Origin of the sequence: Gordonia sp. N1V (assembly GCF_029269935.1) — a bacterium.
Taxonomy (GTDB): Bacteria; Actinomycetota; Actinomycetes; order Mycobacteriales; family Mycobacteriaceae; genus Gordonia; species Gordonia polyisoprenivorans.
This window is the reverse complement of sequence record NZ_JARJDD010000003.1, coordinates 171,059-184,794: the sequence shown is the minus strand read 5'-3', so window position 1 is coordinate 184,794 and position 13,736 is coordinate 171,059. Positions and strand designations below refer to the sequence as shown.

Genomic DNA, 13,736 nt, shown 5'->3' with positions numbered 1-13,736 from the left:
CGGCGAATGAGGGGGTGGGCGACGTTGCCCGGGATGTGAACGGGGATCGGAGTCGGCGTGGGCCGGTCGATCACCTGCCACCAATTTCAGACCTCGGGTATTGCGTGGTGGTTACCGGAGGAATAAGGGATCGGCCGATTCATGTAACACAGCCGTGGGCCGACTTGGAGCGCCACCGATGCCTGTTCCCATGGTAGGCCGACCCGTGCGCCTGGACCTTGTGTGCGGGGAGAAACTAGGATATGCAACTATTGCAGACAGGCGAGCAGCGCCGAGCATGTGACAGCGTGAGGGAAGGAAACCGATGGCCGACGACGCGTCGATCCGCACGGAACGCCGGGGGCGGGTGGCTCACCTGGTACTCAACCGCCCGAAATCGATCAACGCCCTCGACCACGAGATGGCGCTGACCATGGACAACGCGCTGCACACGTGGGCGAGGGACGACGCGATCGAGACCGTGGTGATCTCCGGGGCCGGTGAGCGAGGCCTCTGCGCCGGCGGCGACATCGTCGCCATCCACCGCGACGGCGTCGAACTCAGCAACGTCGACGCCGATGGCGGCGCCCACGACGACCACGACGCCGCGGCGAGCCCGTCCGGACGCTTCTGGCACGACGAATACCTCCTCAACGAGTACATCGCGCACTACCCCAAGTCCTACGTCGCGATCATGGACGGCATCGTCATGGGCGGCGGCGTCGGGATCTCCGCCCACGGCAACACCCGCGTCGTCACCGACCGCACCAAACTCGCGATGCCCGAGGTCGGCATCGGCTTCGTGCCCGACGTCGGCGGCACCCATCTGCTCGCGCACGTCCCGGACCAGTTCGGCACCTACCTCGCGCTGACGGCCGCACCGATCGACGGCGCCGAGGCGATCGCCCTCGGACTTGCCGACCACTATGTGCCTGCCGAGAAACTCGACGAACTCGTCGCAGCGCTCGCCGACCGGCCGGCCGCCGAGGTGCTCGCCCAGTTCTCGATCGAACCGCCCGCCGCGGGGCTGCTCGAGCAGCGATCGTGGATCGCCGAGGCCTTCGCCGCCGACGACGTCGACGAGATCATCGCGCGGTGCCGTGCCGTCGGCTCGGACTTCGCGACGAAGACCGCCGAGCGGATCGCCGCGAAAAGCCCACTGGCCCTGCGGGTGGCGCTGCGTTCGCTGCGGGAGTCGCAGCACGACGCGACGCTGGCCGACTCGTTGCGCCGCGAATACCGGGTGTCGTTGCGCTCGTTGCTGTTTCCCGACCTCGCCGAGGGCATCCGGGCTCAGGTCATCGACAAGGACCGCAACCCCGCCTGGCGGCCTGCCGACACGATCGACGCCGCCGCGATCGACGCGTTCTTCGCGCCGCTGCCCGATGACGTCGAGCTGACGTTCGAGGTCGAATCCTCCACCGGCGCCTGACTTTTCCCACCGTCCGCGTCGCCACCAAGGCCATTGACGAAGAAGCCATTGACGAAGGAGTCACCATGAGCACCACCGAACCGCAGACGATCCTGACCGAGCGCCGCGACCGCGTCGGCCTCATCACCCTCAACCGTCCCAAGGCGCTCAACGCGCTCAACACGGAACTGATGACCGAGGTGGTCGCCGCGGTCAAGGAGTTCGACGCCGACGCGGGTATCGGGGCGATCGTGCTGACCGGCTCGCAGAAGGCGTTCGCCGCCGGCGCCGACATCAAGGAGATGTCGTCCAAGACCTATGCCGAGGTGGTCGGCGAATCGTTCTTCGGCGCGTGGGATGAGCTGTCGCGCAGCCGAACCCCCATCATCGCCGCCGTGACCGGGTACGCGCTGGGTGGTGGGTGCGAGCTGGCGATGCTGTGCGACACGATCATCGCCGGCGAGAACGCCGTCTTCGGGCAACCCGAGATCAACCTCGGTGTCATCCCGGGCATCGGCGGATCGCAACGACTGACCCGTGCGGTGGGCAAGGCCAAGGCGATGGACATGGTACTCACGGGCCGGCAGATGAAGGTCGCCGAGGCCGAACGCATGGGTCTGGTGTCGCGGGTGGTGCCCACCGAGGAAGCGCTCGACACCGCACTCGAGGTGGCGGCGACCATCGCGTCGAAGTCGGCGATCGCCACCGCGCTGGCCAAGGACGCGGTGAACCGGGCCTTCGAATCGAGCCTCACCGAAGGTGTTCGCGCCGAACGTGCGCTGTTCTATTCGACCTTCGCCACCGATGATCAGACCGAGGGAATGGCAGCGTTCGTCGAGAAGCGGGAGCCGCGGTTCACCCACCGGTGACCGCGACGCCGTCGCCGCTCGCGGGTCTCCACTGAGTTGGTCGTTTCCGTGCGAGGCCCGCGCCTACACTGGTCCTCACCACGAACGACACCCGGTTCTCGACATTGTTGGCCGACCAGTCGGCCCGAATCCTCGACCGCCGTCACAGCAATCGTGTTCTGAGTAGACACCCGGATGTCGCGATGGTGGCGGCGGGTCGTCGACCGGTCTCGGTGAAGGGGGAGATCACCGTCGCCTATGTGGTGATGCGGGCGGGACTGAGTGTGAGATCCAGTTCTGAACCCGAAACGTCCGCGTCTACCTCGTTGCATCTCAGACAATCCAAGTGCAGATCAGATGTTATCGAGGCCGTTCCCGAGGAGGGCCCAACGGACGGCGTTGGTGGCTTGTTTGACGACGTCTGACAGCTGATCCCCGTCGATGAATTGGGTTTTGGTCGTCACCGAAGCACTGAGGATTGCGTTCGTTCCCCGTTTGGTGAGTGGTCCCTCAGGATAGGACTATCAAAAAGAGTGCTGGTGTGGTCTCTATCAAGATGACTCGGGGAGCGCCCCTGTAAGTCGCAATATCGATTCGCGAGCCGGTGCCCGATGTGGCTTCTGTCACGCATGCGTGCCTAGACTGCTTTCGGTGTCACCGGGAACGAAGAGGAATAGCCATGCCAGGTCCTGACCTCCGACCCGAGATCGCCCTGGGCTGGCGTAGATCGATGATGAGCGGTCTCGACCCCGGTATGGAAGTACAGGAACCTCGGCTCTTCGAGGTCGACCGGCACAGCCGACTCCTGCGCGCCGCCGACCCGGTGTTGACCCGGATGGTCGACGAACTCAGTGACACCCGGTTCTCGATCTTGCTTGCAGACCACGCGGCCCGGATCGTCGATCTACGCCGAAGTAGCCGCGTGGCCGACCGGCATCTCGACCGTGCCAAAGCGGTTCCAGGGGCGACTTATCTCGAAGAAACCAGTGGCACCAATTCGTTGGCGACTGCGTTCGAACTCCGTAAGCCGATCGCGGTTGCCGGCGACGAGCATTTCCTCGAGGCGCTACGCGTCTTCTGTTGCTACGGCGCGCCGATCATTCACCCGATCACTCGGCGTTTGGAGGGCGTCCTGGACGTGACCGGTCCCGTGGAGGACATCAGCAACCTGCTGGGTCCTTTCCTGATGCGCGCCGTTCGGGATATCGAACAACGGCTTCACGAGGGGTCGAAGCTCAGTGAACAGCGACTGTTCGCCGAGTTTCAGATGGAGGCGGCCCGAAAGAAGTCCGCGATCATGCTGTTCGGCGAGAATCTGGCACTGAGCAATGCCGCCGCGATGGATCTGATCAGCGGTGACGATCACCCTGCCTTGCGGGCTCTCGCTGCTGATCTCTCGGATCGCGAACATGTGACGCGAAGCCTTTCCCTGGCGTCGGGTCGTCCCGTCGACGTGCACGCACGACTCGTCGACGAGAGCAGGGACGGGGTGCTGATCGAGGTCGTTCCCCATGAGACGGTTTTCCATCCGATGAAAGGCGCGGCAGGTAGTCGTCTCGGCGTGGAGGATCCGACTGGTCAACGTCGCGGCGGGCACATCACCGTGGTGATCGGAGCACCCGGAACCGGTAAGACGACGCGCGCGCGCGAACTCGCCGGCGTCGACGCAACGTGGATCGATGTCGGCGGAGCCGAGGACTGGACATCGCGGCTCCGTCGAGCTGAATCTGTCGGAACGCCCCTGGTCGTGGACAACGCGCACCTCAGCAGCCCGCGCGAGGCCGCGATACTGAGGGCGACGGTTGGCGCGGCCACGAATTCGGTGGTAATCACCTTGACCGACGACGACCTCCCCAACGAGCATCAAGCGCTGGCCGCCGTCGCCGACGTGCGAGAGGAACGTCCTCTGCTGCGCGATGCAGGTGCCGAGTTTCCAGCCGTCGTGCGCGCTGCTCTCGATCGCGTCATCGCTGCATCAGGTCCGGACGAATCCGGCGTGTACTCACGTTCGTCGACGCAGATTCGCATCACACCCTCAGCTATTGAGGCGCTTGCCGCCCAGGACTGGCCGGGGAATCTGACAGAACTCGACCATGTGCTTCGCACGGCACTGCGAGGTAGGAACGCGGGCGATGTGACCGTCGAAGACCTTCCCGTGACGCATCGCGCAAAGCCTGATCGTGTTCTCACGCCGCTCGAGCGCGCAGAGCGCGCGACCATCATGGCTACGCTACGCGCCTCCGACGGCAACAAGGCGGCTGCCGCCACCACGCTCGGGATCGGCAGGAATACCCTCTACCAGCGAATTCGCTACTACGGCATCGGCTGATCCGCATCCTTGGTGCGGCCGTGGGTCCGCGTTGCATCACTGCCACGAGGAGTAGCTGGCGCCGAAACGTACTCCCTCGGGGAGTGTTCGAAATCAGGACACTCGGTGCAGACGCAAGCGTTCACAGTGATGAATGCCATAGTCATCCACGCGATGTGCCGGCGAACACCGAGGCGCATCGCTGCTTTCGAGGAGATCGCATGAGTGCGCCCACGGACGTGAAGTACGCCAACATCATCAACGGCGAGCGTGTCGGGTCCGATGCGACCGCGCCGGTCTACAACCCTGCCACCGGCCAGGTCATCGCCGACGTTCCGGTTGCCAGTCCCGAGGACCTCGATCGCGCCGTCGAAGCGGCGCGCGCAGCGTTCCCCGCCTGGTCGGCGAGGCCGATTGCCGAGCGTCAGGCTATCGTGTCGGCCATCGGCGACCGCCTCGAGGAGCATGCCGAGGAGTTCATGGCGCTGCTCACCTCCGAACAGGGTAAGCCGCGTGCAATGGCCGAGTGGGAGGTCTACGGATCGATCGCGTGGTTCCGCGAGATCGCCAAGCAGGAGCTTCCCGAAGAGGTTCTGGAGGACACTCCAGAGCGCAAGGTGATGAGCCGGCACACCCCGCTCGGTGTGGTCGGAGCGATCGTTCCTTGGAACTTTCCGATCCTGCTGGCGGTGTGGAAGATCGCCCCGGCACTCGTCTCGGGCTGCACCATCATCGTCAAACCGTCGCCGTTCACGCCGCTCTGTGATCTGCGGTTGACCGAGATCGTGCAGGATCTCGTGCCCGCAGGCGTGTTCAGCGCGTTGTCCGGGGATGACGAACTCGGCAAGTGGATGACGTCGCATCCGGGCATCGCGAAGATCGCATTCACCGGAAGCACCGAGACCGGCAGGCACGTGATGGCTTCTGCTGCCCACACGCTCAAGCGGGTCACCCTGGAACTCGGCGGCAACGACCCGGCTATCGTCCTACCCGACGTCGACCCCAAAAAGGTTGCACCGCAGATCTTCTGGGCTGCATTCCAAAACAACGCACAGTTCTGCAATGCGGCCAAGCGTGTGTACATCCACGACGACGTCTATGACGCTGTGCGCGACGAGTTGGTGGAGTACGCGAAGACCGTCGTGGTCGGCGACGGCGCCAACGCCGATACGCAACTCGGTCCCATCCAAAACAAGCCTCAGCTGGAAAAGGTCACCGAGTACTTCGACGACTGCAAGGCCAACGGTTACACCTTCGCGCTCGGTGGGGAGATCGACAACGAAGCCGAGGGCTGGTTTGTGCCCGTCACCCTCGTGGACAATCCGCCGGAGAAGTCGCGGCTGGTTGCCGAGGAACCGTTCGGACCGATTCTGCCGCTGCTCAAGTGGAATGACGAAGCGGACGTGATCGCGCGGGCAAATGACACCGTGTGGGGCCTGGGCGCCACGGTGTGGGGTGACGACCTCGAGGCCGTCGAGCGGATCGGCCGTCAGATCGAGGCAGGAACTGTGTGGCTCAATGAAGTTCACCAGTATTCGCCCCACCAGGTCTTCGGAGGCCACAAGCAGTCCGGTATCGGAGCCGAGAACTCGCTACACGGCCTGGCCGAGTACACCAATCATCAGACCGTGTGCCTCAATCGCGTCGAGGGCACGGTGGCCTGACCGTCATGACCTTCTCTCGTCCCGCAGTCAGCCTCGCGGAACTTCTTCCGTGGGCAGCTCTCCGCCACCCCGACCGGGTCGCACTGATCACCTCCACTCGCACGCTCACCTACGCGGAGCTCGACGCCCTGTCCAACAGGGTGGCCTCAGCGCTGCGCGACAGGGGTTTCGGCGTCGGCGACGTGGTGTCGTTGTTCGGTCAGAACAGTTGGCAGTGGATCGTCGCGTATCACGGCGTCCTGAAAGTCGGCGGTGTCGTCAACCCGATCAACGTGATGTTGACCGGCCCTGAACTGAACTACGTACTCAATGACTGCGGGGCGAGGGGATTGTTCCTCGGCGCTGACGAGGCCGAGCGTGTCGGCGAGTTCCTGGGTGATATCGACCTTGTGGTCAACGTCACCTTCGACGCCGCGTTCGACGAACTGCTCGCTGCGGGTGATGCCGCTGAGTTCCCGATCGCGCAACGCCAACCCCGCGATCTGGGCAGTATCGGCTACACCTCCGGGACGACCGGTCACCCCAAAGGTGCGATGCAGTCGCTGGAGTCGGTACTGCTCAACTGCGCGCACACGGCGACGATGCACGGAAAGACGCACCGCGACGTGATCCTGTCTGCGCTCCCGGCGGCGCATGTGTACGGCAACGTGGCGATCAACGGCACCTTCTTGGCCGGAGGGACCGTCGTCCTCATGGAGCGATTCGACCCGGGTGTGGCATTCGGCCTGATGGCCGAGCACGGCGTGACAGTGTTCGAAGGCGTACCCGCGATGTATTCGATGCTTCTTGCCGCCCCCGATATGGCGACCACCGATCTCTCCGGGTTGAGAGTGAGTACCGTTGGCGGGCAGACATTTTCGCCCATCATCATCGAACAGTGGGAGAAGCTGACCGGCGCGCCACTACTCGAGCTGTGGGGGATGACCGAACTGTCCGGTCTCGGCACAACTCACTCGGTGTATGCGCCCGCATGTCCGGGTTCGATCGGTGTGTCCCTACCGGGCAACGAGATCGCTGTTGCGCCGATCGACGGGTCGACCGACCCGGTGCCCATGGGCGAGGCGGGGGAGCTGATGGTGCGTGGGCCGCTGGTGATGCTCGGCTACCACGGGAGGCCGGAGGCGACCGCTGAGGTGCTCTCCGAGGACGGTTGGCTACGCACGGGTGACGTTGCCTACCAGAATGATTCGGGCCACGCGTTCATTGTTGACAGACTCAAGGACATGATCATCACGGCTGGATACAACGTGTATCCAGCCGAGATCGAACGAGTTGTGGCCGCACATCCGGACGTCGCCATGGTCGCGATCGGTCGTCGCCCCGACGCCGTCAAGGGTGAGATCGCGGTCGCATACGTTGTCCTGCGCGCCGATCGAGAGCCGGACAAGGACTCGATTCTGGCGTTCTGTGTTGATCGGCTAGCCGCGTACAAGCGGCCACGTGACGTGGTGTTCGTCGACCAACTGCCGACCACGTCGTCGGGAAAGCTGCTCAGGAGAAAGCTTTCCGAGCTCGACTCAATGGCAGCGACGTAGCCCCTATCCGTCGCGGATAGCTTGGCGCGTCCATGTCTGTCCCGATGGTGAGTGCGCCAGCACACAACTACGGAGCATTGTGAGCTACGGAACATCAGATACCGGGAAACTGGTTCAGTTAGAGGAGATTCCATGCAGGTAGTGGCAGAGGGCTACAACGCCTTCGAGACAACGAAGTCACCGGTGGGCGAGGTGAAGTACCTCGACTCGCCCCAGGACGTGATCGAGGTCGTCCAGTCGGGCAAACTTAGCGAGTTCATCTTGTTGGTCCGGGGTGGGACAACGACCTTCCTCACGCCCGCGTTGAGCATGGGTGCCATCGGCGTCATCACCATGTCGGGGGCGCCGGAGTCGCACCTGGGCATCCTGTCGCGCGAGTTTCAGATCCCGTGCGTGATGACCGCGCACCTGACCGACAGTGACTCGCGGTACGAGGTCGGTAACACCGACAACTCGCATTTCGTCGAGATCACGGAGGCGCTCGTCGGCAAGAAGGTGCAATTGCTTTGCGACGATGACGAAGTCGGCCGAGTGAGTCTGGTCTGAGGGGAGTGGAGATGACCATCAACGCGCAAGCAGGGGCCAAGGCCACCTACAAGGATCGCTACCGCGCGGAGGACGACGGACTCCGTTTTCAAGACCTGACCTTCGAGGGCAACTTCGTCGGGATGGAACCTGTGACCGACGGCATCCTCGGCGACAAGATGATGCGAGCACGTGCCAAGAGCAAAGTGCTCGAGAAGGTCGGCAAGGATGACGTCCTGAAGGAACAGTTCACGCTCGACGAACTCAATGACCTCAACAACTACCTCGCCTGGAATATCTGGGACACGCTCGTCATGCGTGCAACGGAGGGTGTCTCGGGAATGATCCCGCGGCAGGAGTACGAGATCCTGGCGTTCATGCACGAGTTCTACCGTTGGCCCGAGTTCCTCCGTCTGGCGACGGATACCGTTGGTGCGCAGGGTCTTCTGGACATCGGAGCGTCGGCTCGGCGCGAAGTCGGCACCAAGGTCAATTCGGTGCACGATTGGTCGATCGGTGCAGTCGGATTCGGTATGGGGCGCTGCGGGCTCCTCGCTCTGGAGGCGATCGGCCCAGATGAGTACGTCGAAGAATCCAACACGATGCTCAAGTTCATGCAGCGCATTCTGTGGGGCAAGCGTCAGGACGGCTATATCCTGAACTCCCAGGATCGCTACCGTGGAGCCATCCACGATGAGGACTTCCTGTCGACGCTGACCGCGCAGCTCGTCCCGCTCGAAGAAGGCGCCCCGGACCACACCGCGCTGACGAAGTTCAACGCCGCGGCGGAGTTGTTGGCATTCCTGCAACATTTCGACAACCGCCTCGGACTCGGCGACACAGGCCCCTACGAGCTGCCCAACGGCAATCTGCTGATTCTGCGGGACCTCTTCGTGAACGAGCCGATCTTCCATTGGGCTGACGTGTGTGAGGATGCCGGACTTCCCTACGCGTACACCGTGGCTCTGGAAATTGATCCAGAAGCGATGGGGCTACAGGAAATTCGTGTCAACGACATCTCGACCACATTCACCCGTCCGAAGAACTACATCCCCGCCATCGTCGGGGGCGCAGTCTTCGCGCGCGAGAAGTGGGACTCCCCGATGAGCGAACTGCGGACACTGCCCATCGGTGACCTCGCCGGCGAACTGCCCAAGATCCAGGATGCAACGCTCAAGCTGTATCGCAAGATCTCGCGGATGCCGCGTCGGGACCTGATCTGGTCGGGACACTACGTCTACTACGTAGACATGATCCAGCCCTACCTGCAGCGCGCCGGGGTGTACGAGAAGTGTTGCCGCGATCTACAGATGTGGGAGGTCGACCAGCGGGTCGCCAACTACTACTACGACATCACCAAGCGTGGATTCGCTCAGGAGGTCGTGCCGCACAAGATCTTCTCTGGTCGCGGCTACCTGCCGTTCGGAGAGAACGCGGACCTCCGCTCGTCCAAGTACACGTGGCTGTAATCAGCCACCAACGTATCCACTGACACCGATCGTCATCTCGCGGTGGTCGTCTGAGTATTCGCCTGGACGGCCACCGCGAGTGGCTTCTGGTAACCCGAGGAATCCAATGACATCAACACTTTTGGACAAAGATCTCTACGATGCGCTCAACGTGGTGGCATTGAAGAAGATGTCCACCGCCGCCGGCGTGGCGGATACCACCACCCTTGACCTCGACGCAGCGCAGGCCGCGCTGGCGACTCTTGCCGATCGCAATCTCATCGTGCTGGTCGGCGACAACGCGTTGCCCACCGATGCCAGCGCTGAGACGCTCACCGAATCCGCGGCCGAGATCTACGCTTCCGTACGGACCGATCCTGCCGTTCTTGCGGTTGCTGACAAGTTCGAAGACGTGAATGCGCGGTTCCTGCGGGCGATGTCGGCATGGCAGCAGATCGAAGTCGGCGGGCGCAAGATCACCAACGATCACTCGGATTCCGACTACGACAACAAGATCATCTCGCAGATCGACAAGCTCGTGTCGCGATTGGCCGGCCTTCTCGAGACGCTGGGTGAACGCGATCCGCGATTCCGTATCTACATCACGAGGTTTCGTGACTCGCTCGACAAAGTAGATGCGGGCGACATCGCATTTGTCTCCGATCCGACACGTGACTCGGTGCACAACGTCTGGTTCGAGTTCCACGAAGACCTGCTGCGCACCCTGGGCAGAAAGCGAAAGGAATGACCACCATGAGCGGCACCTCGCCGACAACGCGCACCGGCGTGACCCGCGCATTCACCGACCCCGGAGATGTGGACCTCAACGAGGTCGGCGGCAAGGGATTCGGATTGATAGAGATGACCAGGAGTGGTCTGCGGGTACCGCCGGGCTTCGTGATCTCGACAGCGGCGTGCCACAACTATCTGGAGGCCGGAGAACTCACTGAGTCGTTGATCTCCGAGATCACCTCACGATTGGCCGACGTCGAAGCCGAAACGTCGAAAACGTTTGGTGCAGGGCCGATTCCGTTGTTGTTGTCGGTGCGATCCGGGGCCCCGGTCTCGATGCCCGGCATGATGGACACTGTCCTCAATCTCGGCGTGAGCCGAGAATCCGCGATTGCTCTCGCAGATGTCACCGGCAACGTCCGATTCATGGCTGACGTCGTATTCCGTTTTCACGGTATGTATGCCGAGACGGTGCTCGACGCCTTCGAGGTCCCCGAGCGTCACGAACTCGACGAAGTCCTCGACGGGTTGCCAGACGACGCGTCAGCGGGTGGCGTGTACGACGCCGTCTGGTCCTACTGTGCCGCCAAACTGACCGAGGATTCCGACGACGTCGTGCCGACGGATCCGTACGAACAGCTCATCGGGGCAGTGGAAGCGGTCTTCCGCTCGTGGAACACGCGTCGCGCAGTAACCTATCGCGACGTCCACGGCATTCCCCACGACCTCGGAACTGCCGTGGTCGTGCAGTCGATGGCATTCGGCAACCTCGACTCGAACAGCGGTTCCGGCGTGGTGTTCACTCGGAACCCGGTCACTGGCGAACTCGGCATGTTCGGGGAATACCTCGAGGCCAGCCAAGGCGAGGACGTTGTCGCGGGAACCAGAACGCCAGACCCCGTCCAGAAGATGTCCGAGAAAGCTCCCGACGCGTTCGCCGAGCTGACACAGACGTGCGAAGCAATGGAACGCAGACGGCAGGACATGCTCGACATCGAGTTCACTGTTGAGCGGGGTGAGTTGTACATGCTGCAGGTGCGGAGTGCCAAGCGCACTGCGCGAGCGGCGATCCGCATCGCAACGGACATGTACGACGAAGGGATCATCGACGCTGCGGCGGCTCTGGGTTCGGTATCACTGGACCAGGTTCGCAATGTGCAGCGTCCGGGATTCGATCCCGCAGAACTCGCCGCCGCAACCGAATCCGGCAAGGTGATCACGCGCGGTGTGGGCGCATCGCCGGGCCAGGTCGTCGGAGAACTCTACTTCGATTCGGAGTCGGCTCAGGAGGCGGCCAAGGCTGGACGTCCGGCAATACTTGCGCGTCCGATCACCAGCCCGACTGACCTGCACGGCATGATCGCAGCTGACGGAATCGTCACTGCCACAGGTGGTTCGACGTCGCACGCGGCTGTTGTCGCACGAGCACTGGGAACGACCTGCATCGTCGGCTGTGCTGAACTACAGATCGATCCGACCGCCGGAATCATGACGGTCGGCGACCGAACCTGGACTACCGGTGACCTCGTCAGCCTCGATGGTGCGACCGGTGATGTGATCGACGGTCAGATCACCCTGGTCGACGGGGCGGGCGAGGGGGGCGACGGACTCGCCGCACTCCTCGACCTGGCCGCATCGGCAAACGCGGGCATCTCGGTCCTCGGGCGCGCCCACACTGTCGACCAGGTTGCCGAGGTCAACTCGCGCGGTGGCGATGGTGTCGTGAGCGCCGTCGACGACGTCTTGGTGACGGCCGGTCTTCTCGACCAACTCGTCGCAGATCTGGAATCAGGAAAAGAACTCACCGCCGCTGCAGCGGATCTCGAGTCGGCGATAGTCAAAGCCTTCACGCCGTTGTTCGCGGCAGTCGGCAGCTCGGTCGAGGTCGACATCCGCGGTCTGGACTTCCACGCTGACGATGTCGCGGAACTGCTGTCGGTGGCCAATCTTTGCGCGATGCATCCACAGGTTGCCATGCCGATGGGTTCGCCCGAGCTCGTCTCCGCCCAACTGCGAGGCCTCGCCAAGGCTGCGGAGGGCACCGGCGCGTCGGTGTGCTTCGTCAGCCCGCGGATGAGTGGTGCGGCAGAGGCAAGAGCGCTTCGTTCCCTTCGCGATTCGATCGGCGTGCCGGTCAGACTCGGTGGGTACGTCACCAATACGCAAGGGGTACTGGAGATCCCCGCGATTGCTGCCGAACTCGACCAGGTGTGGCTGGAGCTGCAGCGATTGCAGGCTGCGACGTACGGAATCCCGCCGCGACATCTCTTGGCGGCGGAGCCCCTCGACAGCTACGTCCGTGACGGATTGATCGACATCGATCCGCGCAAGAAGATCAGCGAGTTCGTCGAGAAACTGGTCGACGACACGTTGGAGCGGCTCGAGTCCCCGGCCACGCTGAGTGTCCGATTGGCCGGTGCCGTGTCGGATGAAACAGTGCATCTGCTGCGGCGCAAAGGAATTAAGCGATTCGCAGTGTCCGTTGACGAGCTACGACCGGCTCGTCTGGCCGTGGCCAGGTAGAGCCTGCAGCCCGAGCACAGACCCGTCCCCGAGAGCATCCGGCGCTCTCGGGGACGGGTCTGTGGCGGTATTGCAGGCATTGTTGGGCCGGCAGGAAATTCGTGCGCGTGGCCATGTAGCTGCGCGGGGCACTGGCTCTACCAGCGCACCGCCCCTCGTGGCGCGCAACGCCTCTCAGTGCACGACACCAGGCAGGCCCGTGGTCGGGCCTGCCTGGCGATTCGCTCATGGTGAGCAGCAGACAGAGCGCTACGCGCCGAGGCCGACCCCGTAGGTGCTTCGCAACGCCTCGGAGAGACGGGGATCCACCACGGTCGTGTCCAGAACCGCGAGCACACGGCGCCCGAACGTCGCCCTGTCCACACCGAACGTGACGAAGATGTCTTCTGCCGAGCCGCCGCCAAATCGGTGCCATCGGGCGGCGAAGTCGAGGAGTAGCTGGGTTTCGGGACGATCAGTGGCGCTACGTGGTAACGCGCGTTCAGGAAGGGAAGGATTCATCGATGACGACCTCGGCCTCGGGATGGGGACGTGGAATCACGTGTGAGGCATAGAGTTCGCCTACGCGTTCGGCTGCAGCCACGCCTGCTGCCACCGCCGCCTGGACCGCACCCACATCGCCGTGGACCAGTACCGTCACCTGCCCGTTGCGCAATGCGCGGCAGCCGTCGAGGGTGACATTGGCGGCCTTGACCATTGCGTCGCCCGCCTCGAGTGCACCGACGAGACCGCGGCACTCCACCATCCCTACTGCACCTGCCAT

General features: G+C 63.4%; 11 protein-coding genes. 10 read left to right on the top strand and 1 reads right to left on the bottom strand.

The features are described 5' to 3' along the window. The first annotated feature begins 304 nt into the window (after nt 1-304). From P3L18_RS05525 to P3L18_RS05485, 10 genes are all read left to right on the top strand, one after another. Nucleotides 305-1,411: an enoyl-CoA hydratase/isomerase family protein gene (locus P3L18_RS05525; protein WP_276113532.1), complete on the top strand. Its 1,107-nt coding sequence runs from the start codon at nt 305-307 to the stop codon at nt 1,409-1,411. A 65-nt stretch (nt 1,412-1,476) separates the two neighbouring features. Next, nucleotides 1,477-2,259 carry an enoyl-CoA hydratase gene (locus tag P3L18_RS05520; RefSeq protein ID WP_276113531.1) on the top strand — a complete coding sequence of 261 codons (783 nt, stop codon included), beginning with the start codon at nt 1,477-1,479 and terminating at the stop codon, nt 2,257-2,259. 104 nt (nt 2,260-2,363) lie between these two features. Continuing rightward, complete coding sequence (locus P3L18_RS28425) at nt 2,364-2,663, top strand: hypothetical protein (protein WP_346348420.1); 300 nt, start codon at nt 2,364-2,366, stop codon at nt 2,661-2,663. A gap of 410 nt (nt 2,664-3,073) precedes the next feature. Further along, nucleotides 3,074-4,567: a helix-turn-helix domain-containing protein gene (locus P3L18_RS05515; RefSeq protein ID WP_172399007.1), complete on the top strand. Its 1,494-nt coding sequence runs from the start codon at nt 3,074-3,076 to the stop codon at nt 4,565-4,567. Nucleotides 4,568-4,767: 200 nt separating this feature from the next. Next, nucleotides 4,768-6,210, top strand: coding sequence for an aldehyde dehydrogenase family protein (locus P3L18_RS05510; protein WP_276113529.1), 1,443 nt, complete (start codon nt 4,768-4,770; stop codon nt 6,208-6,210). A gap of 5 nt (nt 6,211-6,215) precedes the next feature. Further along, nucleotides 6,216-7,745, top strand: coding sequence for an AMP-binding protein (locus P3L18_RS05505; protein WP_079932235.1), 1,530 nt, complete (start codon nt 6,216-6,218; stop codon nt 7,743-7,745). A gap of 132 nt (nt 7,746-7,877) precedes the next feature. Further along, nucleotides 7,878-8,291, top strand: a complete 414-nt coding sequence (locus P3L18_RS05500) for a PEP-utilizing enzyme (protein ID WP_276113528.1) — start codon at nt 7,878-7,880, stop codon at nt 8,289-8,291. A gap of 11 nt (nt 8,292-8,302) precedes the next feature. Continuing rightward, entirely contained in the window at nt 8,303-9,739 is a 1,437-nt protein-coding gene (locus P3L18_RS05495) for a hypothetical protein (protein WP_079932251.1), read from the top strand. Between the two features lie 79 nt (nt 9,740-9,818). Next, nucleotides 9,819-10,466, top strand: coding sequence for a hypothetical protein (locus tag P3L18_RS05490; protein WP_216354304.1), 648 nt, complete (start codon nt 9,819-9,821; stop codon nt 10,464-10,466). Nucleotides 10,467-10,471: 5 nt separating this feature from the next. Continuing rightward, nucleotides 10,472-12,973, top strand: coding sequence for a pyruvate, phosphate dikinase (locus P3L18_RS05485; protein WP_079932252.1), 2,502 nt, complete (start codon nt 10,472-10,474; stop codon nt 12,971-12,973). 481 nt (nt 12,974-13,454) lie between these two features. On the opposite strand, the gene P3L18_RS05480 is transcribed toward P3L18_RS05485, so the two are convergent. Then, complete coding sequence (locus P3L18_RS05480; protein WP_079932238.1) at nt 13,455-13,736, bottom strand: BMC domain-containing protein; 282 nt, start codon at nt 13,734-13,736, stop codon at nt 13,455-13,457.